The sequence below is a fragment of the Variovorax sp. GW821-FHT09D07 genome, from assembly GCF_059416345.1.
Map to the genome: position 1 here is coordinate 457,612 of NZ_JBWKOY010000005.1, position 23,438 is coordinate 481,049.

At 68.1% G+C, this 23,438-nt stretch carries 20 protein-coding genes; 7 read left to right on the top strand and 13 right to left on the bottom strand.

The window, feature by feature from the left end; translation table 11 throughout:
- Positions 1 to 6: 6 nt before the first annotated feature.
- Entirely contained in the window at positions 7 to 1,275 is a 1,269-nt protein-coding gene (gene urtA, locus AC07OX_RS20915) for an urea ABC transporter substrate-binding protein (RefSeq protein WP_062478305.1), read from the bottom strand.
- A 244-nt stretch (positions 1,276 to 1,519) separates the two neighbouring features.
- On the opposite strand from urtA, the gene AC07OX_RS20920 reads away from it, so the two are divergent.
- The 7 genes from AC07OX_RS20920 (at position 1,520) to AC07OX_RS20950 (ending at position 9,589) form a co-directional block, all read left to right on the top strand.
- Positions 1,520 to 4,915, top strand: coding sequence for a hybrid sensor histidine kinase/response regulator (locus AC07OX_RS20920; RefSeq protein WP_495261744.1), 3,396 nt, complete (start codon positions 1,520 to 1,522; stop codon positions 4,913 to 4,915).
- A complete protein-coding gene (locus AC07OX_RS20925; protein ID WP_447743601.1) occupies positions 4,887 to 5,780 on the top strand; it encodes a response regulator in 894 nt (297 codons plus the stop codon). Before AC07OX_RS20920 ends, AC07OX_RS20925 begins: the two co-directional genes overlap by 29 nt.
- 90 nt (positions 5,781 to 5,870) lie before the next feature.
- The gene (locus AC07OX_RS20930; protein ID WP_495261745.1) at positions 5,871 to 6,641 is read left to right on the top strand and encodes a TIGR04325 family methyltransferase; all 771 of its coding nucleotides are present in this window, start codon (positions 5,871 to 5,873) and stop codon (positions 6,639 to 6,641) included.
- A gap of 99 nt (positions 6,642 to 6,740) precedes the next feature.
- Positions 6,741 to 7,637: an SPFH domain-containing protein gene (locus AC07OX_RS20935; protein WP_492685444.1), complete on the top strand. Its 897-nt coding sequence runs from the start codon at positions 6,741 to 6,743 to the stop codon at positions 7,635 to 7,637.
- 45 nt (positions 7,638 to 7,682) lie between these two features.
- Positions 7,683 to 7,886 (top strand): type II toxin-antitoxin system antitoxin, encoded by a 204-nt coding sequence (locus AC07OX_RS20940; RefSeq protein WP_095744990.1) that lies wholly within the window; start codon positions 7,683 to 7,685, stop codon positions 7,884 to 7,886.
- A gap of 49 nt (positions 7,887 to 7,935) precedes the next feature.
- On the top strand, positions 7,936 to 8,784 hold the full coding sequence (locus tag AC07OX_RS20945) for a substrate-binding domain-containing protein (RefSeq protein WP_495261746.1): 849 nt from the start codon (positions 7,936 to 7,938) through the stop codon (positions 8,782 to 8,784).
- A gap of 70 nt (positions 8,785 to 8,854) precedes the next feature.
- Positions 8,855 to 9,589 carry a transporter substrate-binding domain-containing protein gene (locus tag AC07OX_RS20950; protein WP_495261747.1) on the top strand — a complete coding sequence of 245 codons (735 nt, stop codon included), beginning with the start codon at positions 8,855 to 8,857 and terminating at the stop codon, positions 9,587 to 9,589.
- Between the two features lie 149 nt (positions 9,590 to 9,738).
- On the opposite strand, the gene AC07OX_RS20955 is transcribed toward AC07OX_RS20950, so the two are convergent.
- The 12 genes from AC07OX_RS20955 to AC07OX_RS21010 all read right to left on the bottom strand — a co-directional run bounded on the left by AC07OX_RS20955 (position 9,739) and on the right by AC07OX_RS21010 (position 23,420).
- A complete protein-coding gene (locus AC07OX_RS20955) occupies positions 9,739 to 10,146 on the bottom strand; it encodes a lipoprotein (RefSeq protein ID WP_095947556.1) in 408 nt (135 codons plus the stop codon).
- A 74-nt stretch (positions 10,147 to 10,220) separates the two neighbouring features.
- The gene (locus AC07OX_RS20960; protein ID WP_495261748.1) at positions 10,221 to 12,458 is read right to left on the bottom strand and encodes a M1 family metallopeptidase; all 2,238 of its coding nucleotides are present in this window, start codon (positions 12,456 to 12,458) and stop codon (positions 10,221 to 10,223) included.
- Positions 12,459 to 13,114: 656 nt separating this feature from the next.
- Complete coding sequence (locus tag AC07OX_RS20965; protein ID WP_495261749.1) at positions 13,115 to 14,431, bottom strand: MFS transporter; 1,317 nt, start codon at positions 14,429 to 14,431, stop codon at positions 13,115 to 13,117.
- A gap of 47 nt (positions 14,432 to 14,478) precedes the next feature.
- Positions 14,479 to 15,585 carry a porin gene (locus AC07OX_RS20970; RefSeq protein WP_495261750.1) on the bottom strand — a complete coding sequence of 369 codons (1,107 nt, stop codon included), beginning with the start codon at positions 15,583 to 15,585 and terminating at the stop codon, positions 14,479 to 14,481.
- Positions 15,586 to 15,640: 55 nt separating this feature from the next.
- Positions 15,641 to 16,609, bottom strand: a complete 969-nt coding sequence (locus AC07OX_RS20975; RefSeq protein WP_495261751.1) for a PDR/VanB family oxidoreductase — start codon at positions 16,607 to 16,609, stop codon at positions 15,641 to 15,643.
- 23 nt (positions 16,610 to 16,632) lie between these two features.
- The gene (locus tag AC07OX_RS20980) at positions 16,633 to 17,676 is read right to left on the bottom strand and encodes a Rieske 2Fe-2S domain-containing protein (protein WP_495261752.1); all 1,044 of its coding nucleotides are present in this window, start codon (positions 17,674 to 17,676) and stop codon (positions 16,633 to 16,635) included.
- Between the two features lie 11 nt (positions 17,677 to 17,687).
- Positions 17,688 to 17,909: a recombinase-like helix-turn-helix domain-containing protein gene (locus AC07OX_RS20985; RefSeq protein ID WP_062474598.1), complete on the bottom strand. Its 222-nt coding sequence runs from the start codon at positions 17,907 to 17,909 to the stop codon at positions 17,688 to 17,690.
- A 30-nt stretch (positions 17,910 to 17,939) separates the two neighbouring features.
- Positions 17,940 to 19,109, bottom strand: coding sequence for an FAD-dependent monooxygenase (locus AC07OX_RS20990; protein ID WP_495261753.1), 1,170 nt, complete (start codon positions 19,107 to 19,109; stop codon positions 17,940 to 17,942).
- A gap of 32 nt (positions 19,110 to 19,141) precedes the next feature.
- Complete coding sequence (locus AC07OX_RS20995) at positions 19,142 to 20,128, bottom strand: Bug family tripartite tricarboxylate transporter substrate binding protein (protein WP_307693878.1); 987 nt, start codon at positions 20,126 to 20,128, stop codon at positions 19,142 to 19,144.
- A gap of 14 nt (positions 20,129 to 20,142) precedes the next feature.
- On the bottom strand, positions 20,143 to 21,114 hold the full coding sequence (locus tag AC07OX_RS21000) for a VOC family protein (RefSeq protein WP_495261754.1): 972 nt from the start codon (positions 21,112 to 21,114) through the stop codon (positions 20,143 to 20,145).
- A 13-nt stretch (positions 21,115 to 21,127) separates the two neighbouring features.
- The gene (locus AC07OX_RS21005; RefSeq protein ID WP_062474590.1) at positions 21,128 to 22,603 is read right to left on the bottom strand and encodes an aldehyde dehydrogenase; all 1,476 of its coding nucleotides are present in this window, start codon (positions 22,601 to 22,603) and stop codon (positions 21,128 to 21,130) included.
- 16 nt (positions 22,604 to 22,619) lie between these two features.
- Positions 22,620 to 23,420, bottom strand: a complete 801-nt coding sequence (locus AC07OX_RS21010) for an aspartate dehydrogenase (protein WP_139701716.1) — start codon at positions 23,418 to 23,420, stop codon at positions 22,620 to 22,622.
- Positions 23,421 to 23,438 lie beyond the last annotated feature (18 nt).

Below are 23,438 nucleotides of genomic sequence, written 5' to 3' on the forward strand. Positions count from 1 at the left end.
GCCGGCTTACTGGTAGCCCTTGGGGAACGGATCGGGCTTGATCAACTCGCCCGACTCCGCAACCACCTTGAAGCTGCCGTCGAGCTGCCCCTGCCCGATGCGCGCCTTGCTCCACAAGTGGTGGTTCGCATCCAGCTTCACGTAGCCCTCCGGCGCCGTCTTCAGCTCGATGCCCGGCGACGCCGCCACCACCTTGTCGATGTCGAAGCTGCCCGCCTTCTCCACCGCCGCCTTCCACAGCCACGGTCCCAGGTAGCCCGCCTGCGTCACGTCGCCGATCACCGCGTCCTTGCCGTACTTGGCCTTGAACGCCGCCACGAACTTCTTGTTGTTCTCGTTGTCCAGCGTCTGGAAGTACTTCATCGACGAATAGAAGCCCGCGAAGTTCTCGCCGCCCACGCCGGTCATTTCGTCTTCGGTCACGGCCAGCGTCAGCAGGAACTGCTTGTCGCCCGTGATGCCCGCGGCCTTGAGCTGCTTGTAGAAGGCCACGTTCGAGCCGCCCACCACGGCCGCGAAGATGCAGTCGGGCTTGGCCACCTTGATCTTGTTGATCAGCGAGTTGAAGTTGGTGTGGCCCAGCGGGTAGTACTCCTCGCCCTTGACCGAGCCCTTCTGGAAGTTCTCGATGTGCTTGCGCGCGATCTTCATCGAGGTGCGCGGCCAGATGTAGTCGGAGCCCACGAGGAAGAAGGTCTTGGCCTTCTTCTCCTTCGCGCCCCAGTCGAGGCCCCAGATGATCTGCTGCGTGGCCTCCTGGCCCGTGTAGATCACGTTCTTGCTCTGCTCCAAGCCTTCGTAGAAGGTCGGGTAGTACAGCAGGCCGTTCTCTTTTTCGAACACCGGCAGCACGGCCTTGCGCGAGGCGCTGGTCCAGCAGCCAAACACGGCCGCGACCTTGTCGTTGACCAGCAGCTTCTTCGACTTCTCGGCGAAGGTGGGCCAGTCGGAGGCACCGTCTTCCTTGATGACCTTGATCTTGCGGCCCAGGATGCCGCCCATCGCGTTGATCTGGTCGATGGCGAGCTGCTCGGCCTGGATGGAGCCGGTCTCCGAGATGGCCATGGTGCCGGTGGACGAATGCAGCTGGCCCACCGTGACTTCGGTGTCGGTCACCGCGAGCTTGGTGGTGTTGACCTTGGCCGTGGGGAACTGACCCTGGCCGAAGCTCAGGCCGCTCAGGCCCATCACGGGCAGCGCGGCGGCGCCCTGCAGCAGGCGGCGGCGGCGCAGTGCCATGGCATCGAGGGAAGAAGGATCGGAATCACGCGACATCAGGAACTCCAGGCAGGTTGAAAGAAGAGTGAGCCGCGCACCATCGCAGTGCATCGGACGGTGCTGCGAGCACCATGGCTGGTACTTTAGAAATCACTTGCCTCTGCGCGAATACGTCATTCAACGTAGCGAGGGGCCCCTGCCCGGGCCGCAGACTCGCGAGCAGACAAGGCACGGGACAGCAGGGAGCGCTTCTTGCTGTACCTGCCGCATGCCACCGTTGCCGCCGCCGCGAGAACCCGCCATGACATCCGTCTCCGGACAGAAGATCTTTCGCATCCGCCGCGACTACAACGCCTGGGTCGCGAACGAAACGCTGGAGGACTACGCGCTGCGCTACACGCCGCGCAGCTTCCGCAAATGGTCGGAATTCCGCGTGGCCAACGCGGCCTTCGGCGCCACCTCGTTCCTGGCGCTGGAGGCCATCGGCGGCGCGATCGCGCTGAGCTACGGCTTCTCGAACGCGCTGTGGGCGATCCTGGTGGTGGGGCTCATCACCTTCCTCACGGGCCTGCCCATTTCGTACTATGCGGCGCGCCACGGCGTCGACATGGACCTGCTCACGCGCGGCGCGGGCTTCGGCTACCTGGGCTCCACGCTCACCTCGCTGATCTACGCGAGCTTCACTTTCATCTTCTTCGCGCTCGAGGCGGCCATCCTCGCGCTGGCGCTGCAGATGTACCTGGACTGGCCGCTGTGGCTGCTGTACCTGGTGTCGTCGATCGTGATCATTCCGCTGGTGGCGCGCGGCATCACGCTCATCTCGGGACTGCAGCTGTGGACGCAGCCGATCTGGATCGTGCTGTTCGTCTGCCCCTTCATCGCGGTGATGGTGAAGAAGCCCGAGCTGTATGCCGACTTCACCGGCCTCGTGGGCCGCACCTCGGACAGCAGCGGCTTCGATCCGTTGATGTTCGGCGCGGCGGCCACGGTGGCTTTCTCGCTCGTGGTGCAGATCGGCGAGCAGGTCGACTACCTGCGCTTTCTGCCCGAGAAGACCGCCGCCAACCGCGGGCGCTGGTGGACCGCCGTGCTGGTCGCCGGCCCGGGCTGGATCGTGCCGGGCATGCTCAAGATGATGGGCGGCGCGTTCCTCGCCTTCCTGGCGCTGCAGCACGAGATACCGGCCAACCACGCGATCGAGCCGACGCAGATGTACCTCACGGGCTTCTCGTACGTGCTGCGCGACCCGGCCTGGGTGCTGGGCATCACGGTGCTGTTCGTGGTGGTCTCGCAGATGAAGATCAACCTGACCAACGCCTATGCGGGGTCGCTCGCATGGTCGAACTTCTTCGCGCGGCTCACGCACAGCCACCCGGGCCGCGTGGTGTGGCTGGTGTTCAACGTGGCCATCGCGATCCTGCTGATGGCGCTGGGCGTGTTCGCCGCGCTGGAGCACGTGCTGGGCTTCTACAGCAACATCGCCATCGCCTGGGTCGGCGCGCTGGTGGCCGACCTGGTCATCAACAAGCCGCTGGGCTGGAGCCCGAAGACCATCGAGTTCAAGCGCGCGCACCTGTACGACATCAACCCCGTGGGCCTGGTCGCGATGCTGGTGGCGGCGGCGCTCGCGATGCTGGCCTACTCGGGCGCGCTGGGCCAGTGGGCGCGGGCCTTCTCGCCCTTCATCGCGCTGGCCACGGCCATGGCCGTGTCGCCGCTGCTGGCGTGGCAGACACGCGGGCGCTACTACCTGGCGCGCACCGACATCGACCGCTGGACGCCAGGCCAGAGCGTGAAGTGCTCGGTGTGCGACAACAGCTTCGAGTCGGAAGACATGGCGCATTGCCCGGCCTACAGCGCACCGATCTGCTCGCTGTGCTGCACGCTCGAATCGCGCTGCCACGACCGCTGCAAGACCGACTCGCGCGCCGCCGAGCAGATGAGCGGCTGGCTGCAGGCGCTGCTGCCGCCTGCCCTGTCGGCGCGGCTCAACTTCCGCGTCGCGCACTACCTGCTGGTCGCCACCTCGCTCATCGCGTTGCTGGCCACGGTGGTGGGCGTGGTCTACGCGCAGGAGGCCATTGCGGGCACCATCGATTCGGCGATGGCGACGGCCTTTCTCAAAGTGTTCGCGCTGCTCTCGGTGATCGCCGCCGTGGCCGCGTGGTGGGTGGTGCTGGGCAGCGAGAGCCGGCAGATGGCGCAGGAAGAATCGAACCGCCACAACAACCTGCTCGCGCTCGAGATCGAAGCGCACCGCCGCACCGACGCCGCGCTGCAGACCGCCAAGGAGGCCGCCGAGGCCGCCAACCAGGCCAAGACCCGCTACGTGGCCGGCATGACGCACGAGCTGCGCACGCCGCTCAACAGCATCCTGGGCTACTCGCAGATCCTGCTCAAGGGCAGCGACGCGGCCTTGCCGCCGCGCGAGGCATTGCAGACCATCCACCGCAGCGGCGAGCACATGCTGGGCCTCATCGACGGGCTGCTCGACCTGGCGCGCATCGAGGCCGGCCGGCTGCAGCTGGAGCCCTCGCCGCTGGCGCTGCCGGCCTTTCTCGACCAGGTGGTGCAGATGGTGCGCCCGCAGGCCGAGGCCAAGGGCCTGGCGTTCGTCTACACGCATGCGGGCCGGCTACCGCCGTGGGTGCATGCCGACGTGAAGTGGCTGCGCCAGATTCTCATCAACCTGCTGACCAACGCCGTGCGCTTCACCGACAGCGGCACCGTCACGCTGCATGTGGACGCGCGGCGCGAGGTGCTGCGCTTCGACGTGGTCGACACCGGCATCGGCGTGGCACCGCAGGACCGCCAGCGCATCTTTTTGCCCTTCGAGCGCGGCGCCGCGGGCCGCCGGCGCGGCGAGCCGGGCACGGGGCTGGGTCTGACCATCACCGGGCTGCTCACCTCGCTCATGGGCGGCGAGCTCAAGCTGGCGTCGACCTCGTCGGCGGGCAGCACCTTCAGCGTGCGCGTGTACCTGCGTGAGGTGGCGGACCCCGGCCCGCAAGCGGGCTCACGCGAGCCGGTGTCGGGCTACCTGGGCGAGCGCCGCACGCTGCTGGTGGTGGACGACCAGCCGGTGCAGCGCCAGATGCTGGCCGGCATGCTTGCGCCGCTGGGCTTCACGGTGCGCGAGGCCGCCAGCGGCACCGAGTGCCTCGACAGCCTGCGCGAAGAGCTGCCCTCGGCCATCCTCTTGGACCTGACGATGGACGACATGGACGGCTGGCAGACCGCGCGCTCGGTGCGGGCCTCGGGCTTCGCCGAGCTGCCGATCATCATCGTCTCGGCCAACATGTTCGAGAACCAGGCCGACCGGCTGCGCGCCGCGGGCTGCCAGGCCTTCGTGGGCAAGCCGGTGATCGAGTCGGAACTCATCGCCACGCTGGAGCGGCACCTGGGCCTCGAATGGCTGGCCATCGGCGACGCACTGCCGCCGCCCGCCGACCCCGACCTGGCGCCGCCGCGCCCGCCCCTGCTCGCGCTCGGCGAAGACGACCGCGCCGACCTCATGCGCCTGGTGCAGATGGGCCATGTGCGCGGCCTGCACACCGCGCTCGACCGGCTGGCCGCGGCCTCGCCCGCCGCGGCGGCCACCTGCACCTGGCTGCGCGGCATGGTCGCGCGCTTCGAACTCGACAACCTCCGCAACGCACTGGCAGAAGATGCAGACACTCCCCTTGCCCGGTCATGAATCCGAACGCCCCGTCGTGCTGGTGGTGGACGACGCCCCCAGCAGCCTGGGCATGCTGTGCGACACGCTCGAGGCCAGCGGCTACACCGTGCTGGTGGCGGCCGACGGCGAGGCCGCGCTGCAGCGGCTCGAGCTGGTGGTGCCCGACGCGATATTGCTCGACGGCCTCATGCCCGGCCTCTCGGGCTTCGAGACCTGCCGGCGCATCAAGGCCAACGCGGCGCTGGCGCACATTCCGGTGCTGTTCATGACGGGCCTGTCGGAAACCGCGCACGTGGTCGAGGGCTTCGAGTGCGGCGGCGTCGACTACGTGGTGAAGCCGATCCGCGCGCAGGAGGTGCTGGCGCGCCTGCACACCCACACGCGCAACGCCCGCATCACGCGCATGGCGCGCGACGCGGTCGACGTGGCGGGCATGGGCGTGGTGTTCGTCGACACGCGCGGGCGCATCGCCTGGCGCTCGCCGCAGGCCGCGCTGTGGCTGCACGCGCTCGAAGACCCGGTGGCGCCGGGGCGCCTGCCCGCGTCGGTGGAGCCTGCGCTGGCGCCGGGTGCGTCGATCGCCATCGGCACCGCCACGGGCATGCGCCTGTCGGTGCGCAACCTGGGCGCGGCGGCACTCGGCGAGACCATGCTGCTGTTCGCCATCCAGCGTGAAGGCCCGGCCGCGCGCCTGGCCGACGCGGCCCTCACGCCGCGCGAGACCGAGGTGCTGTCCTGGCTCGCCAAGGGCAAGACCAACCGCGACATCGGCGAGATCCTGGGCACCAGCCCGCGCACGGTGAACAAGCACCTGGAGCACATCTTCGAGAAGCTGGGCGTGGAAACCCGCGCGGCGGCTGCGGCACTGGCGAGCGGCATGTAAAGCCCCACGGGGTAACCGCCCCCGCGGCGCTGGGCTATCGCCCCAAAGGCGCCGGTTGCGCTCAGAATGCGAAAGCCACAGGAGAGAGACATGCTTTCAAGCCTGCTGACCTTCCCGCCCCGCGAGAGCGCCTACCGGCGCAAGTTCCTGAACAACACGGACGAGAACCTCTTCATGGGGTCGTTCGAGAGCTTCGAGGCGGCCGAGGCCGGCGCGCCGCCCTCCAAGGCCGTCGGCTACGCCAATGCCGACGCGGGCGAGCTCTACAGCCCGCAGATCTATTTCTACGACTATCCCGGCCTCTTCTGGCTGGGCCGCTCCATCGATGCAGGCCTGACGCGCGTGTTCGACCTGGGCGGGCACGTCGGCATCAAGTACTACGCCTTCCGGCGCGTGCTGAGCTACCCCGACACCCTGCGCTGGACGGTGTGCGACGTGCCCGGCGTGGTCGAGAGCGGCCGCGCGATGGCCGTCAAGCGCGAGGCGACCGCGCAGCTCGGCTTCACCACCGACTACCGCGATGCGAGCGGCTGCGACGTGCTGTACGTGTCGGGCAGCCTGCAGTACCTGCCGATGCGCATGGACGCGATTCTTTCCGCGCTCGCCGTGAAGCCCCGGCGCATCGTCATGAACACCACGGCCGTGCACCCCGAGCGCACGATCTACACGCTCAACAGCATCGGCGTGGCCGTGTGCGCCTACCGCATCCAGCACCACGACGAACTGCTGGCCGACCTGGCACGCGCCGGCTATCGCAAGCGCGACGTGTGGCGCAACGAGGGCAAGCCGATCGAGGTGCCCTTCGTCGATGGCGGGGACAAGCCTTACTACGCGGGCTGCTGCTTCGACCTGATCCCCTGATCGCTTGCAGCTGCATCGGCCCGGCCCTGCCCGGCGCCGAAAACCGCTTGACGGCCTCCGAAAAGATATTAAAGTGATATCACTTTTAACGGAGGCCCCATGCAAGACACGACCCCCACCCCACCGCGCAAGGTCCGCAAGGAGCGCCCCTACCGGTCCGTCAACGGCTACGGCCTCGTGGCCGTGTCGCTCGTGCTGATCGGGCTCGGCGCCTGGGCCCTCGTGCAGCGGATGATGCCGCTGCCCATGAACGTCTTGCTGATCGTCGCGGGCGTGGCGCTGCTGCCGGGGCTGTACATGCTGCAGCCCAACGAGGGCATCATCCTCACGCTGTTCGGCGAGTACCAGGGCACCGACCGCACCGAGGGCCTGCGCTGGACCAACCCGTTTCAGGCCGGCCAGAAGATCTCGCTGCGCGCGCGCAACCTGAACACGCCGCCGCTCAAGGTGAACGACAAGCGCGGCAACCCGGTGGAGATCGGCGCGGCCGTGGTCTGGCGCGTGCACGACACGGCGCAGGCCGTGTTCGAGATCGACGACTACAACAAGTTCGTCGCCATCCAGTCCGAAGCCGCCATCCGCCACCTGGCCACCCTCTACGCGTACGACAGCGGCGACGACCTGCAAAGCGACGAGGTCACGCTGCGCGCCGGCCTGGACGTGGTGGCCGACGCCCTCAAGGCCGAGCTGAACCAGCGCTTTGCCAGCGCCGGCGTCGAGGTGCTCGATGCCAAGCTCACCCACCTGGCCTACGCGCCCGAGATCGCCCAGGTGATGCTGCGGCGCCAGCAGGCGGTGGCCATCGTGAGCGCGCGGCACCAGATCGTGGCGGGCGCGGTCGGCATGGTCGAGGCCGCCCTCAAGGGCCTGTCGGAGCGCAACCTCGTCGTGCTGGACGACGAGCGCAAGGCCTCGATGGTGTCGAACCTGCTGGTGGTACTGTGCTCGGACCGCGAAACCCAGCCCGTGGTCAACACGGGCACGCTCTACACCTGATGCATCCACGGCACCTGTTCACCGCCGCCAAGTCGTTGTTCCCTGATGGCCAGTCCCGGTAAGAAGTCCTACCCGCTGCGCATCGATCCGGCCTTGTGGGCCGAGATCGAGCGGCTGGCGGCCCAGGAGCTGCGCAGCGCGAACGCGCAGGTCGAGTTCCTGCTGCGCGAAGGGCTGGCGAAGCGGGGGCGCCTGCCGGGGGCGGCTGCGCCCGCCAAGGACGCGGACCCGCCCAAGCCCTCGCGCTAGTAGTAACCCCGAATTTCCTGAAGGCCGATTGACAGCCTCGGCCCCTACGATGGCACGGCACGATCTTCAGGAGACACACGCCGTGACAGCCTTCGCCTTCCCCCGTTCCGCCCTGACCCGCCGCGCCGCGCTGGCGCTGGCCGCCTCCTTCGCGCTCGCCGGTTGCGTCAGCACACCACCCGCCGCCACAGGCGACATCCACGTCATGACCTCCGGCGGCTTCACCGCCGCCTACAACGAGCTGCGCCCCGGCTTCGAGCGCAGCACCGGCCGCAGCGTGAAGACGGCCTACGGCGCGTCGATGGGCAACGCCAGCGACTCGATTCCCAGCCGCCTCGGCCGCAATGAACCCGCCGACGTGGTGATCCTGGCCCGCCCCGCGCTCGATGCGCTGGTGGCGCAGGGCAAGGTGGTGGCGGGCAGCCAGGTCGACCTGGTGCGCTCGTCGATCGGCTTCGCGGTGCGCAAGGGCGCGCCCAAGCCGGACATCGGCACGGTCGATGCGCTCAAGCGCACGCTGCTCGCGGCGCCGTCGATCGCCTACTCGGCGAGCGCGAGCGGCACCTACTACGAGACCGAGCTGCTCAAGACGCTGGGCATCGAGGACCAGGTGAAGCCCAAGAGCAAGCGCATCCTCAGCGAGCGCGTGGGCACGGTGGTGGCGCGCGGCGACGCGGCCCTCGGCCTGCAGCAGGTGAGCGAGCTGCTGCCCATCGAGGGCATCGACTACATCGGCCCGCTGCCCGCCGAAGTGCAGCGCGTGACGGTGTTCTCGGCCGGCGTGGCCACGGCCTCCAAGCAGCCCGAGGCGGCGCGCCAGCTGATCCGCTACCTCAACGCGCCGGCCGCGGCGCCGACGATCGCGAAGACGGGGCTGGAACCCCTGTCGGCACGCTGATCCGGCGCCCCACGGCCCGTAAACTGGCGCCCTTCATCCCCTCCTTCCGCCTTCCCGACGAACGGACGCCATGACCACATCGCCCTCTTCCGCCCTCGTGACCGCCTTCGCGCCCAGCGGCACGCTGCGCGCCTCGATCAACCTGGGCAACCCGATCCTCGCCAACAAGGACGCCAGCACGGGCGAGCCGGTCGGCGTGTCGATCGACCTGGCCCGCGAGTTCGCGCGGCGGCTTGGCGTGGGCATTGAGCTGGTGGTGTTCGAGAAGGCCGCAGCCTCGGTGGACGCGGTGAAGAACGAGAAGGCCGACATCGGTTTCTTCGCGGTCGATCCGGCGCGCGGCGAAGGGCTGCGCTTCACGGCACCTTATGTGCTCATCGAGGGCAGCTACCTCGTGCCCGAATCTTCTGCGCTGACCGACAACGCGCAGGTCGATGCTGAAGGTCACCGCATCTCGGTCGGCTCTGGGAGCGCCTACGACCTGTTCCTCACGCGCGAGATCAAGGCGGCCGAGATCGTTCGCCTTCAGGGCGCGGGGCCTGCGCTCGCTGCATTGCGCGCGGGCCAGGTCGAGGTGGCGGCGGGCATTCGCCAGCTGCTCGAAGGCGAAGCGGCCCGTGCGCCGGGTGTGCGTGTGCTGCCGGGGCGCTTCATGGTGATCCAGCAAGCCATGGGCACGCCGGCCAGCCGGGGGGCCGAGGCGCAGGCGCTGCTCTCTTCCTTTGTCGAAGAGATGAAGGCTTCGGGCTTTGTGGCCGATGCGTTGAAGCGCCATCGCATCGAAGGCGCGATCGTTGCGCCTTGATCGCGCGCGCTCGTTCAGGGCGCGTGCACAGGCCACCGGGTACTTCCCTCCGCGAATGTCCCCCGGCCTTCGGCCTCCTCCTTGATTTCGCTGCGGGAAGCACCCGGTGTCCTGTGCCCGCTGGGCGCCGTCGTGGTGCTGGTGGCCGATCAGAGCTTGTGCGCTTCCACCGGTCCCTGCGAATAGAACAGGAAGTAGCCCGTCTGCGTCTTGAAGCCGTTCTTCTGCCACCCGGGCGGCACCTTGAAGATGCCGAGCTGGTCGCTCGAGATGCCGACGAAGGACGTGTTCTCCGTGTCGGTGGTGATGCGGCTCCAGCGTTCGCGCGTCACCGGCTGCAGCTGCATCTTGGGTTCGCTCCATTCGGGGGTGCGCACCTTGTCGCGCATGATGTAGCGATCGCCGTCGCGCTCGATCTTGACGACCTCCTTGAGCACGCCGTTGCGTTCGACGGCGTAGACGCCGACCAGTTCGGTCTCGGGCCCGCCGCGCGCGCCGCAGGCCGAAAGCAGTGACACGCAGGCCACTGCCAGCAAAGAGTTCAGAAGAGTTTTCATGGAATTCGAATGAAGTGACGCATGCGCCGCCGAGCGGCACATGCGAGGGTTCACGAAAGTGAGTTCAGTTCAACTCAACGCTTCTGGTTCTCGCGCAGCGGCAGCTTGCCCTGGAAGCGCAGTGCGTGCGGGTACTCTTCCTTGCCGCCCGCCTCCACCGCCGCCATCTTCTGCTGGCTCAGCTGCGTCTTGGCGAGCAGCGGCGCCGGCAGGTTGAGCACGCCCTTGATCTGGTCGTACTGCGCCTGCGTGATGCGCCCCACCCCCAGCAGGCGGAAGGCATCGCGCTCGATGTTCAGCAGCAGCGGCTTGTTGCCCGCGAAGTTCTGCACCTTGGCCAGCAGGTTGCTCCACGAGGGCGCGCTGTAGTTGCTCACGTAGTAGTCCTGCCCCGTCGGCCCGGCGAGCACCGCGGTGCAGCCCGACAGCTCGACCTGCGTGGCGTTGTTCGACATCACGAAGGTCTCGCGCTTTTCCATCGCGTCGCCGTACGCCAGCGTGACGGGAATGGTCCACGTCGAGGCCGGGAACTGGTTCTGGTTGGGGAACGACTCCTGCGTGATGTTGACGTAGGTGCGGTCACCGGCGCATTGCGCATCGACCGTGAGCAGCGGAATGCCAGTCTGGCGGATGAAGCTGTCGCCGATCTCGCTCACCTTCTTGCCACCGGCCGCCTTCTCCAGCGAGGTCCACAGCCGCGTGGGCGTGACGTTGCCGAACGCGTAGTCCTTCAGGTAGATCTGCAGGCCCTTCTGCATCGCCTCTTCGCCGATGTAGTTCTGCACCATCTCCAGCACGTGGCTGCCCTTGTTGTAGACAAAGATCGCCGGGCTGATGAAGCCGAAGGAGCCTGCATCGTTCAGGTTGCGCTGCACCGGCACGGCGGAGGGCTTCAGGTCGGCCACGATCACGTTGTGCTTGTCCAGCACGTAGTCGGAGAAGCTGTAGTACTCGGGGTGGAACTTGATCGTGGTGCGCCGTTCGAACCAGCGCGCAAACGACTCGTTGAGCCACACGTTGTCCCACCAGTCGAGCGTGACGAGGTCGCCGAACCACTGGTGCGCGACCTCGTGCGTGACCACGGTCACCGAGTACAGCGTGGGCTTGTCGCCGGGCTTGGTGAGCACCGCATCGGCAAACTCGAAGATCGCGCCCCAGTTCTCCATGCCGCCGAAACCGGTGTTGGGCTTGTTGTCGTAGCTGTCGTTGGCGGCCACGGTGTCGAACTTCTTGAAGGGCAGCGAGATGCCGGTGTACTTGTAGTAGTAGTCCATCGACACCTTGGTCCACTCCATCGCGAACTTGGCCCAGTCGGAGCGGCCCGGCGGCGTGAACCAGCGCAGCGCCATGTCGCTGCCGTCGAGCGGGTTCTTGAAGGTGTCGGCCAGGATGTCGAACTTGCCGCCGCCGAAGAAGGCCAGGTACATCGGCATCGAGGGCGTCTTCTCGAAGGCCACGCGCTGGTAGCCGTCGGGCAGTTTCACGGCCTCGGTCTGCGCGCCGTTGGACACGGTCTTCCAGTCGCCCGGCACCTCGGCCGAGATCTCGAAGGTGTGGCGGAAGGCCGGCTCGTCCCAGCCCGGGAACCACTGGCGTGCGAAGTTGGTTTCGCCCTGCGTCACGATGGCGTCGCTGCTCACGCCCTCGGGCGTGGAAAGGCCCACCTTGAAGATGCCCGACGCGGCCGAGCACAACGGGTTCTTCGCCATCACTTCCGGCGTGCAGTACTCGGCGTCGGAGAACTGGATCTTGCCGTCCCACTCCATGTGCAGCAGGTACTTGCCCTTGGCGATCTGGCCGTCGTTCAGGCGCAGCTGCACGAAGTCGCCGCGCGTCTGCGGCGTGGGAATCAGCGGGATCGCCTCGCCCGGCTTGGACACCTTGCGCAGCGTGGTGCGCCCGCGCGCGAAGTTGAGGTCGTGCGCGGCGACGACGATGGCGTCGACCGGCTTGAGCACGTCGATCTCCACGTCGGCGCGGCCCACGAAAGTCTTGAGCGCCGCATCGGGGCGGAACCACAGCTTGTAGTTCACGGGCCAGACCGTGTCGGGCAACTCCATCGGCCGGGCCGAACGATCGACCGCGGCCACTGCCGATTCGGGTGCGGCGGGCACGCCATCGTCGGGGGTCTTCTTGGTGGTGTCGCCGCTGTCGGCCGCGGGCGCGTTGGCCAGCGACGGCGCGTTCAGGCCGGAGCCGCCGAAGGATGCGCCACCGCCGCTGTCTCCGCCGCCGCCGCAGGCCGTCAGCGCGGCGAGGGTCACGGCCGTAAGGGCCAGGCAATGAACGACAGGTGTATTCAGTGATTTCATGATCGCCTCTGGGTACTCTTGGTAAGGAACATGCGCCGCACCGCAGGCACCGGCGGATAGCCGGTGATGCACGTGACGCGCGCGGAATGAGTGGAACGACAGATCAACAGAAAATGCGGGCAGCACAGTGCCCTCCCGGCGAACAAACCGTTCGTCAGGAACGCAGGCTCAGGCCGGACCGCACCGCATGTGCTGCGGTGGTCCCAGAATGCGCGGGGCGAGCGGCGCCATTCCCGTCAGGACGCGGGGTGTTGGGGGGAGCGTGTGAACGCGGTGGGGTGTCGCGGGCCGGGCTCAGTGCCCGTGCATCGACGCGATGCGTTCACCCGTCAGGTGAACGGCCGGGGCCATGGCGAAAGCGATGGCGACGGCAAGACTGGCTGCGGCTCTTGTGGTTGATTTCACGCGCATTCCCTCGTCCGTTGAAGTGCACGCAGTTGTAGCTGATCGATGCAATGAGCTCAACGATCCGCGGAACTTTTCTCTCTCCAATTGTTCGCGCGCGATAGGCCGAATGGCGTCATGGCACGCGACTCATGCCATGCGATACGAAGATGGTTCTGCGGCCGAAACACCTGCTCACGCAGATGACAAAAACACGGGGCCTTCACTGTGACGAAGCGGCCACAGTACGAAGGTTCAAGCCGCGGCGAAGGCTACGAAAGCTGTGAACCAGAGACTGCAGCAGTGCGTTGCGCGCGCTCGCGCCACCACAGCAGAAAGCCGCATGCGAACACCACGAGCTGCGTGCCGATGAGCAGTGCAAAGCCCGCGAAGAAACCCGCCGCCGACGAGGCCGCAGTGACCGCCGTGTTCGCCGCGCCCGAGCCATGCGACACCGCGCTGATCACGCCGCCCATCAGCGCCGGCATGAAGCCCGCCACGAGGCTGCCCACGCCGTTGGTCACGCCGAAGGCACTGGCCGTGTGCTCGGGCCGCGAGCAGTGCTGCACGGTGCTTGGAATGGCGGGGCTTTGCAGGCCCCAGAAGAAGTTCGCCGCCACGAGGCAGGTCGCGGCCATGTACGGGTCGCGCGCATTGATGGCCAGCAGCACCGACAGTGCCACGCCCGCGCTCGCGCCCATGAAGATGAAGGGCACGCGGTCACGCCCCAGCTTGTCGATGAGCACGCCGCCCGTGAACACCGCGAGCACGGTGGCGTACTGCGGCAGCGAGGCGATCCAGCCCATCTCGCGCAGCGAGAAGCCGCGCGCCTCGCGCAGGTAGGTCGGCAGCCAGTTGCTGCTGCCCCAGAGGTAGGCCAGCGCCGCCGACGTCAGCAGCGTGATGAGGAACAGGTGCCGCGTGTGCAGCGCGCCCTTCACGATGCCGGCCACGCGAGCCATCGCATCGCCCAGCGACGAAGGCTTGATGCCGTCGCCGTGCCCCGCAGGCATGCGCACGAAGGCCAGCACCAGCGGAATGCCCAGCACGATGTTGAGCACGCCCAGCACGTGGAACGAGCTGTCCCACTCGAACTGCGTGAGCAGGTAGCCCACCAGCGGGTAGCCCACCGCCAGCCCCAGGCCCGTGCCCATGTTCACCAGCGCGTTGGGCTTGCCGTTCTCGTCGCTCTTGAAGTGCGCCTTGATGTACGACGAAGCCAGCGAGAACAGCGGCCCTTCCGACACGCCCAGCAGCACGCGCGAGGCCAGCAGCAGGCCGTAGCTGTTGAACATCGGCGAGGCCCAGGTCACCACGCCCCACAGCACGAGGCCGTAGATCAGGCTGCGCCGCACGCCGAACAGCGCCGAGCAGAACGGCGTGAGCACGAAGGCCGAGATGCCGTAGCCGAGCATGAAGGCCGTGGCCAAGAGGCCCTGGCTCACGCGATCAGAAGCGTCGATGCCCACGTGCTTCAGAAAGGCCGCATCGGTGATCAGCACCGCGATGTTGATGCGGTCGACGTAAGAGATCGCCACGATCACGAACAGCGTGATGACGCCGTACCAACGGAAGTTCTTGCTCTGCATGACCGGGGCTCTCTCTTGCGGGGGTGGTGCGCGCTGTCTTGCCGCGCCTAGAACATATGGCGCATGCCGAACTCGACGCCGCTGGAGGCACGGTTGGGCATGGTGATGGCGCCGGCCAGGGCCTGCGTCGCACCGTTCTTGTTGCTGATGCGCGCGATGGTGCCGTACACCGCCGTGCGCTTGGACAGGTTGTGCACGTAGCCGATGGCCAGCTTCGACGACGTGGGCTCGCGCACCGCGTTGGCGGGCTCCAGCTTGTAGCGCGCGTACGAGGCCTTGATCTCGCCCGGCCCGATGGGCAACTGGAAGCCGACCAGCACGCCCTTGGCGTCGGTGCTGCCCTTCGATTCCTTGTACAGCTCGCTCGTGAGCTTGAGGTTCATGAGCGCAGCATCGAAGGTGTAGGACGCGCCCAGGTTGGTCACGCGCAGGTCGCCGGCGGCGTAGCGCGTGCGGCCGGTGGCAATGGCCACGTTGAGGCCGCCGCTCTGGTAGCCGAAGCGCGCGCCGGTGTGCTGGCCGTCGCGCTTGTTCGACACCCGGGTGCCGGGCAGCACCGAGTTCGAATCGTTCTCGCCCATCGCGTACATCACCTGGCCGTAGAAACCGCCCAGGTTGGCCGGCAGGAAGTAGCCGATGCTGTTCGAGGCGCGCGTGCCGGTGGGTGCCACCAGGCCGCCCAGGCCCGAGAAGTAGATCTGGTTGGCGCCGATGCCGCCGCCGGTGCCAAAGGGGTCGAAGATCGCGGTGTTCCAGAAGGCGGGCACGTAGTCGCGGCCCAGGCGCACTTCGCCGAAGGGGCCGGCCAGGCTCACGGTCGAGCGGCGGTTGAAGCTCAGCACGCCGGGCGTGCCGTTGCCGCTGGCCTGGTTGTTGGAGTTCGAAGGAAAGCCCGTGCCGCTGTCGTTCTGCAGGCCCATCTCGAGCCAGAAGTTGGCCGAGTAGCCGCCGCCGAGGTCTTCGGTGCCGCGAAAACCGAGGCGGCTGAACATGTTGCCGCTGTTGCCCAGCTGCGTCTTGTGGGCCGATCCGTTGCCGCTGCCGCGCGTGTAGACCACGGAGGCGTCGACGACGCCGAACAGCGTCACGGAAGATTGGGCCAGCGCTCCGCCAGCCGCGGTGGCCGCAGCCATCGCGATCAAGTACTTTTTCATTGAATGTCTCGGTTGGTTTTTCTCTTGGCCGTCTTGTGGGTTGTGGCCTTCTCGTTCAGATGTCCAGCACCAGCCGCTCGCCTTTGCAGCGAGAGACGCAGATCATCATGGTCTTGTTGGACGCACGTTCGATCTTGGTGAGGATGCCGTCGTGATGATCGACTTCGCCCTCGAGCACTGCCGTTTCGCAGGCGCCGCAGACGCCTTCCTTGCAGCTGTGGTCGGGGTTGAGGCCAGCGTCGATCAGGCTGTCGAGAATCGACTTGCCCGGAGGCACCTCGACGCTCTTGCCGCTCTTGGCGCACTGCACCACGCAGGTCTGCGTGGCGCTGGGCGCCTCCACATGCACGGCGGCGAAGCGTTCGATGTGGGCGTTGGCGTAGCCCAGTTGCTCGCAGCTCTTTTCGAAGGCGTCGAGCATCGGCGTGGGGCCGCAGCAGTAGTAGTGGCTGGTGGCGCCCTTGCCGGCCAGCATCGATGCGAGGTCGGGCGGTGCGCCCTTCTCGTCGTCGAAGTGCCAGGTGAGCTGCACCGATTTTTCGGAGGCCAGCGCCTCGATGGCGTCGCAGAAGGCGGCTTCCTTGCGGGTGCGCGCGCAGTACACGAACTCCACCGGCTTGCCGATGGCGATGAGCCGCTGCAGCATGCACCAGATGGGCGTCACGCCGATGCCGCCGGCCACGAGCACCGAGCGTTCGGCGCCCTCTTCGAGCTTGAAGTTGTTGCGCGGTGCCGAGATGGGCAGCGTCATGCCCACGCGCAACTGCTGGTGCACGTAGCGCGAGCCGCCGCGGCTCTTGCGGTCGTTGAGCACGCCCACCACGTAGCGCTGGCGGTCGCTCGAGGGGTTGCACAGCGAGTAGCTGCGCACCAGCCCGTTGGGCAGGTGCAGGTCGATGTGGGAGCCGGCCTCGAAGGCGGGAAAGTCCACCGCCGGCGTGGCCGGCCGGAACTCGACGCTGACGATGCCGTCGGCCTCGTAGCGCATGGTGTGCACGAGGGCGTTCAGCGTGGGAGAAGACATGGCGATGCTCGCTTGCTTGCAGTTCAGGCCGTGGCGGCCTCGGCTTCGGCCAGCTGCGCCTGGGCCAGATTGCGCATGTGGCGACGCAGGCGGACGATGCCCAGGTCGTGCTGGTACAGGTTCTCGTGCTGGTTGGCGTCGGCTTCCATCTCTTCGAGCATCACGCGGTCTTGTTCCAGCACGTGCCAGTGGCGCGCCTCGAGGCGGTTCTTGTAGAGGAAGCGCCAGGTGTCGCGCTCCCAGCCCGGCGCCAGCTTGCGGGCGCGCCAGAAGAAGGTGGCGGTCATGCCGTTGGCCATGGGCGAGAAGGCGCCGATGATGATGAAGTTGCCGCCGGGGCCGCCGGTCTTCGGGTACGGAATCTCCAGGCGCATCCAGTGGATGCCGGTGTCGGCCCACTCGGTCCAGTCGAAGTTGACGTTGCGCTGGCCTTCCTTCTCGAACACGAAGCCGATGTCGGTCGGGCGCACGCCGAACTTGGCGCTCGAGTCGCCCTCGGCCATCGAGTGCGACTGCTTGTGCAGGTAGGTGCCGTGCATCGGGTCCATCACGTTGTCCAGCACGTAGCGGTAGTCGCCCTTCCATTCCGTGTAGCACAGGAAGTTGGAGTACTCGGCCTCGTCGGTCAGCTGCTCGGGCAGCACCAGCGGCGGCGGCACGTCGACCGGCTCCTTCGAGTTGTAGAGAAACACGGCGCCCGCGCGTTCCTGCACGTGGAAGTGGCGCGTGGCGCGCGAGCCTTCGAGCTTGCAGCCCGGGCTGCCGGGCACGCGCGTGACCACGCCGTCGTGGCGCACTTCGACGCCGTGGTACGGGCACGAGAGCCGGTCGCCCAGCACCACGCCCTGCGACAGCGGCGCGCCGCGGTGCGGGCAGCGGTCTTCCAGCGCATGCAGCACGCCTTCGCCGTCGCGCCACAGCGCGATCTTGCGGCCGAGGCGGCGCAGGGAGATGGGGTTCTCCTTGATGAAGTGCGAGGGGCAGATCGGGTACCAGAGGTCCTTCAGGCCGATCTCGAGCAGGTGGTCGACCGGATCGGCGGGAACGGGATGGATGGCGATGGTCATGGTGGTTCTCCTCAGGCGGCCAGCGTGGCCATTTCCTTGCGGTACAGCGCCTCGGTCCATGCGAGGCCGCCCGGCGTGGCCAGGCCGCTGTCGTTCAGGCGCTGCACCAGGCCCGGCAGGTCATGGATGCCGTCGGCGTAGGCGCGTTCGATCACGTCGCCCAGCAGGTCTTCATAGGTGGTCGCGGGGCGCTGGCGCGCCTGGTGCGGTTGGAGAAAGCGGTCTTGTTGCATCGTGAGCCTCCGTAAGCGAGGGGAAAAATTTCAGGCGGTGGCAGCGACAGCGCCCTGCGCCGGCACGCCCAGCGGCACGGCCCAGGCGTCGTAGGCGTACACCCAGTCGGCGTTGCCGCCTTCGCGCAGCCAGTTGTTGCCGCGCGAGCCGAGCTGCACCTGGCTGGCGCGCTCGATACGCGCCGTCTGGTAGGCCTGCAGCGCGGCGGGAATGCCGGCCATGGCCACGCCGTCGAGGTGGCGCGACAGCACCACGGCGTCTTCGATGGCCATGCCGGCGCCCTGCGCCATGAAGGGCAGCATCGGGTGCGCGGCATCGCCCAGCAGCGCCAGGCGGCCCTGCGCCCAGGCGGGCATGGGGTCGCGCTCGTACAGCGCGGTCTTCAGCACGGTGTCGCAGGCGTCGAGCAACGCGCGCGCCTCGGGGTGGTAGGCCACGTACTGCTCGCGCAGCTCGTCGACGCTGCCCGGCGCGGTCCACGACTCGAGGTGCCAGGTGTCCTGCGGCGTGGTCGCGAAGATGAAGATGTCCTTGCCGCGGTTCAGCGGGAAGGTGACGATCTGGCTCTGCGGGTTCGGGCCCCACCACTTGGTGAAGGCGCCCAGGTTGGGCACGCCGGCCACGCGCTCGGCGGGTACCACGGCGCGGTAGGCGACGATGCCCGTGAAGCGCGGGCTCTCGGCGCCGAACATCGCGGTGCGCACGCCCGAGTGGATGCCGTCGGCACCGATGAGTGCACCCACGCGGGCGCTGGTGCCGTCGCTGAACGACAGGGTCACGCCCTGGCCGTCGGCCGCGATGGTCTCGGCGCGCTTGCCCAGCGCCACGCGCTCGGCCGGGAACATGTCGGCCAGCGCGGCCAGCAGGTCGGCGCGGTGAATGGTGAGCTGCGGCGCGCCGTAGCGCTGTTCGGCCGAGTCGGCCATCTCGAGGCGCGAGGTTTCCTCGCCGCTGTCGTAGGTGCGGCTGATGCGGTGCGACGGGCGGGCCGCCGTCACGCGGGCGGCGTCGCCCACGCCCAGGCCGTCGAGTGCGCGCACGGCGTTCGGCGTGAGGTTGATGTCGGCGCCGACGCGAGCGAACTGCTTCGCCTGCTCGAACACGACCACGTCGTGCCCTGCGCGGCGCAGTGCGATGGCGGCGACCAGGCCGCCGATACCGGCACCGACGATGCCGATGGTGGATTCACTTGTCTGCATGGTCTCTGTCTCTCTTTGTTCTTGGGGGTGGCTCACTCGGCCACGATGTTGCGGGCCTTGATGATCCGGGCCCAGACGGCCGTCTCATCGCGGATGTGGGCAGCGAACTCGGCGGGCTTCATGGCCGCATCGGTCATGCCCTGCGCCTTCAGGCGTTCGCGCACGTCGGGCTGGGCCAGCATCTCGGCCGCGTCCTTGGCGAGCTGCTCGACCACCGCGGGCGGCGTGCCCTTGGGGGCCAAGAGGCCATACCACGAGGTCACGGCCACGCCCTGGATGCCCTGCTCCGCCAGCGTGGGGATGTCGGGCGCGGCGGCGCTGCGCTTGGCTTCGGTCACGCCCAGCGCGACGAGCTTCCCGTTCTTGATGAAGGGCATGGTCGCGGGCAGGTTGCTGAACATCAGCGGCACCGAGCCACCGAGCACGTCGTTGAGCGCGGGCGCCGTGCCCTTGTAGGGCACGTGCAGCAGGTCGATGCCGGCCTGCTGCTTGAACAGCTCGCCCGCCAGGTGCAGGCCGCTGCCCACGCCGGGCGAGGCGTACGACAGCGTGTTGGGCTTGGCCTTGGCCATGGCCACGAGTTCCTTCGCGCTCTTGATGCCCGAGGCCGGCGACGCCACCAGCACGTTGGGCGCCTTGGCGAGCATGGTGACGGGCACGAAGTCCTTCTCGATGTTGAACGGGAAGTTCGGCATCAGCGTCGGGTTGATCGTGAGGTTGCCGGCCGGCACCACGAGCAGCGTGTGGCCGTCGCCCTTCGCACGCTTGACCTTGTCGATGCCGATGTTGCCGGCCGCGCCCACCATGTTCTCGACCACCGCCGCCTGGCCGTAGCGCTTGGCCAGGCCGTCCGACAGGATGCGGGCCAGCGTGTCGACCGGGCCGCCGGGCGGGAACGGCGAGACGATGGTGAAGCGGTCGCTCGACAGCTGCTTGTGCGCGTCGCTCTGCGCATGCGCGGGCAAGGCGATGGCCAGCGCCGCAGCGGCCAGCAGGGAGAAAGAAAAGCGTCGTTGCATGAGGGTCACCGGGTTCACTTCTTTTCCGTCAGGAAAGCACCTTTCGGGCCTTCCGCGTTCTTCTGGCGGCGGGTGTGGCCATCGAGGCCGCCATCGACCGCCCATTCGGCGAACACGGTCGGGCCGGGTTCGAACTCGCGCGGCTGCCAGTCGGCGGTGAGCTGGTCTTCGTCGGCGTAGTACTCGATGAGGCCGCCGGCCGGGTTCTTGAAGTACCAGAAGTACGCCGACGACACCGGGTGGCGGCCCGGGCCCAATTGGGTGTCCCAGCCGCAGCGCGAGAAATGCAGGCCACCGCCGAACACCTCGTGGATGTCGCGCACGGTGAAGGCCACGTGGTTGAGCCCGCGCTTGCCCGAGGGAATCTGCAGCAGGAACAGGTCATGGTGGCCGCCCTCGGGCGCGCAGCGCATGAAGGCGCCGCGGTTCGGATAGCCGTCGGACGACACGAAGCCGAAGCGCTGCGCATAGAACGCGCTCGTGCCCTTCACGTCGCTCACGAAGAACACGACGTGGCCGACCTCGATCGGCGTGGCGCGTTCGTAGATCGGTGCGGGCAGGTTCACGCGCGGCTTGGCGTTCCAGGTGTTCATGGCGCCGCAGTCGACCTCGACCGCGCGCTTGCGGCTGACCTGCAGGCGCACGGCCAGGCCGTTGGGGTCGGTGCAGCCGATGCGGCGCGCGCCGTCGACCGTGGTGTCGACGAAGGCCGGGTCTTGCGCGATGGCGGCGGCGTAGCGGTCCAGGTCGGCGTCGCTTTCCACGCCCCACACCACTTCACGCAGCGTCGGGCCCTCTTCCATCGCGGGCGGCAGGCCGGGCTTGTCCCACGCCGCAACGACCACCTTGCAGCCGTTGAGGCACTCGAAGACGAGTTCGTCGGCGGCTTCGGACACGAGTGAAAGGCCCCAGTCCTGGAAGAACTGGCGGCAGGCGGGCAGGTCGTCCGCGCCGTAGGTGATCTGGTCGATGCCAAGTACGCTCATCGTGTGCTCCTGTTCAGTTCGCCCACGGGAGCGGTTGTTCGTTGGTGCCCCAGTACATGCTCTTTTGCTCCATGTACTGGAAGATGCCTTCGCGGCCCTTCTCGCGGCCCAGGCCGCTGTCGCGCCAGCCGCCGAACGGCGTCGAGACCGAGAACTGCTTGTAGGTGTTGACCCAGACCGTGCCGGCCTGCACCGCGCGGCCCAGCTTCCAGGCGCGCTTGAAGTCGCGGCTCCACACGCCGGCGGCCAGCGCGTAGACGCTGTCGTTGGCCTGTGCGATCAGTTCTTCCTCGTTGTCGAAGGGCATCGCGACCAGCACCGGGCCGAAGATTTCTTCCTGGCTGATGCGAGCGTTGTTGGTCAGGCCTTCGAGGATCGTCGGCTGGTAGAAGTAGCCCTTGTCGTAGTCGGCGCCGTGCGGGCGCACGCCGCCCGTGCGGATGCGCCCGCCTTCGGACACGCCCAGGTCCACGTAACGCTCGATGCCTTCGCGGTGCTTCGCCGTGATGAGTGGGCCCATCTGCGTGCGCTCCGAGGCCGGGTCGCCCACGCGCAGTGCGTTGGCGCCTTCGGCCAGCCGCGTGAGGAACTCGTCGTAGATGCCGCGCGCCACGAACAGGCGCGAGCCTGCGATGCACGACTCGCCCGACGAACTGAAGATGCCGTAGAGCACGCCGTTCACCGCATGGTCGAGGTCGGCGTCGTCGAGCACCATGGTGGGCGACTTGCCGCCGAGCTCGAGCGACACCGGCATCATCTTGTCGGCCGCGATGTGGGCGATGTGCTTGCCGGTGGTGGTGCCGCCGGTGAACGACACGCGCTTGACCAGCGGATGCTTGGTGATGGCGTCGCCGATCACCGAGCCCTTGCCCGGCAGCACGCTCACGATGCCCTTGGGCACGCCGGCCAGCTCGCAGATGCGCGCCAGTTCCAGCGCCATGAGCGGCGTGACTTCGGCGGGCTTCACGACCACCGCGTTGCCGGCGGCCAGCGCGGGCGCCAGCTTCTGCGCTTCGCTGGCGATGGGCGAGTTCCACGGCGTGATGGCCGCGACCACGCCCATGGGCTCGTGCACGCTCATCGTGACGAAGGCGCCGCGCGAGGGGGTGATGGTTTCTTCGAGCGTCTCCAATGCGGCGGCGAAGAACTGGAAGGTGCCCGCGGCGCTGGCCACGAGGTTGCGCGTTTCGCTGATCGGCTTGCCGTTGTCCAGGCGCTGCTTCTGCGCCAGCGACTCGCCCTCTTCGCGGATCAGCTGCGCCACGCGGTGCAGCACGGCGGCGCGCTCGTGCGGCAGGCGCTGGGCCCAGCCGCTGGTGCGAAAGGCGTGGTCGGCGCGCGTGATGGCTTCTTCGACGTCGGCCAGGCTTGCGGCCTTCAGGCGCGCGATGGGCTCGCCGGTGGCCGGGTACAGGCTTTCGTAGACGTCGCCGCCGCCCAGGCGCCATTCGCCGGCGATGCAGATCGGAAGGAGTTCGGTGGAGATCATGGGGTGACTCGGAAGGTCAGATAGCAAGCGGCGCGACGCGGTTGCGCAGCGCGCGCACGGCGCTGTACACGGTCAGGGCCGAGGTCTTGGGGTTGGCCGCGAGCGGCTTGTTGCGCATGGTCAGCGCGAAGCTGCCGAAGGCGCCTTCGGCTTCGACGGTGTGCACGTTCTCGGTGGTGGCCGGATCGGCAATGAGGCGCACCAGCGTCTGGTCCAGGCCCAGGCCCGCGAGCGACACGGTGGCCGCCACGTTGGCGTTCTTCGGATAGAGCAAGGCCGCTTCGCGCGCGCTGCCTTCGAAGATCACGGTTTCGTGCGCCAGCGTGTCCAGGTTGCGGCCCTGCTCGGCCGGCGTGCCCTTCCAGGCCTGCGGCGGCTTGCGGCCGGTGTAGCGCACGCTGTCCAGGCCGCCGATGCGGGCCGCCGCGAGCGCGTCGATGCCGCCGATGGCGCCGGGAATCAGCTGCACCTGCGTGCGGCCGGCAACGGCAGCGGCTTCGAGCTTCTCGGCGAAGCCCGTGGCCGACAGCGCGCCCACCGACGCCACCACACAGGGCGTGCCGCGTGCCAGCGCGGGCAGCACGTGCTCCTCGATGGCGGCATGGCCGGCGGTCTCGACCACGAGGTCGATGCCGTCGGCGGGCACGGCGCTGCCCACCTGCGCGTCGGGCGCGACCTTCTGCGCGGCGGCGATGCCTTCGGCCGGCACGACGATGGCCACCACCTTCAGGGCGGGATCGCCGCGCAGCAGTTCGAGCACCGAGGTGCCGATGGCTCCGCAGCCGACGAGGGCGATGCGCGTGATGGCAGTGGTCATGCGTGGGGCTCCGCGTTC

Coding starts and splice junctions, on each gene's coding strand:
- AC07OX_RS20940 (WP_095744990.1), top strand. CDS start 7,683: ATGGCCAGTCCCGGTAAGAAGTCCTACCCGCTGCGCATCGATCCGGCC.
- AC07OX_RS21010 (WP_139701716.1), bottom strand. CDS start 23,420: ATGACCACTGCCATCACGCGCATCGCCCTCGTCGGCTGCGGAGCCATC.
- AC07OX_RS21005 (WP_062474590.1), bottom strand. CDS start 22,603: ATGATCTCCACCGAACTCCTTCCGATCTGCATCGCCGGCGAATGGCGC.
- AC07OX_RS20990 (WP_495261753.1), bottom strand. CDS start 19,109: ATGCAGACAAGTGAATCCACCATCGGCATCGTCGGTGCCGGTATCGGC.
- AC07OX_RS20920 (WP_495261744.1), top strand. CDS start 1,520: ATGACATCCGTCTCCGGACAGAAGATCTTTCGCATCCGCCGCGACTAC.
- AC07OX_RS20950 (WP_495261747.1), top strand. CDS start 8,855: ATGACCACATCGCCCTCTTCCGCCCTCGTGACCGCCTTCGCGCCCAGC.
- urtA (WP_062478305.1), bottom strand. CDS start 1,275: ATGTCGCGTGATTCCGATCCTTCTTCCCTCGATGCCATGGCACTGCGC.
- AC07OX_RS20980 (WP_495261752.1), bottom strand. CDS start 17,676: ATGACCATCGCCATCCATCCCGTTCCCGCCGATCCGGTCGACCACCTG.
- AC07OX_RS20960 (WP_495261748.1), bottom strand. CDS start 12,458: ATGAAATCACTGAATACACCTGTCGTTCATTGCCTGGCCCTTACGGCC.
- AC07OX_RS21000 (WP_495261754.1), bottom strand. CDS start 21,114: ATGAGCGTACTTGGCATCGACCAGATCACCTACGGCGCGGACGACCTG.
- AC07OX_RS20955 (WP_095947556.1), bottom strand. CDS start 10,146: ATGAAAACTCTTCTGAACTCTTTGCTGGCAGTGGCCTGCGTGTCACTG.
- AC07OX_RS20930 (WP_495261745.1), top strand. CDS start 5,871: ATGCTTTCAAGCCTGCTGACCTTCCCGCCCCGCGAGAGCGCCTACCGG.
- AC07OX_RS20970 (WP_495261750.1), bottom strand. CDS start 15,585: ATGAAAAAGTACTTGATCGCGATGGCTGCGGCCACCGCGGCTGGCGGA.
- AC07OX_RS20995 (WP_307693878.1), bottom strand. CDS start 20,128: ATGCAACGACGCTTTTCTTTCTCCCTGCTGGCCGCTGCGGCGCTGGCC.
- AC07OX_RS20965 (WP_495261749.1), bottom strand. CDS start 14,431: ATGCAGAGCAAGAACTTCCGTTGGTACGGCGTCATCACGCTGTTCGTG.
- AC07OX_RS20925 (WP_447743601.1), top strand. CDS start 4,887: ATGCAGACACTCCCCTTGCCCGGTCATGAATCCGAACGCCCCGTCGTG.
- AC07OX_RS20975 (WP_495261751.1), bottom strand. CDS start 16,609: ATGTCTTCTCCCACGCTGAACGCCCTCGTGCACACCATGCGCTACGAG.
- AC07OX_RS20985 (WP_062474598.1), bottom strand. CDS start 17,909: ATGCAACAAGACCGCTTTCTCCAACCGCACCAGGCGCGCCAGCGCCCC.
- AC07OX_RS20935 (WP_492685444.1), top strand. CDS start 6,741: ATGCAAGACACGACCCCCACCCCACCGCGCAAGGTCCGCAAGGAGCGC.
- AC07OX_RS20945 (WP_495261746.1), top strand. CDS start 7,936: ATGGCACGGCACGATCTTCAGGAGACACACGCCGTGACAGCCTTCGCC.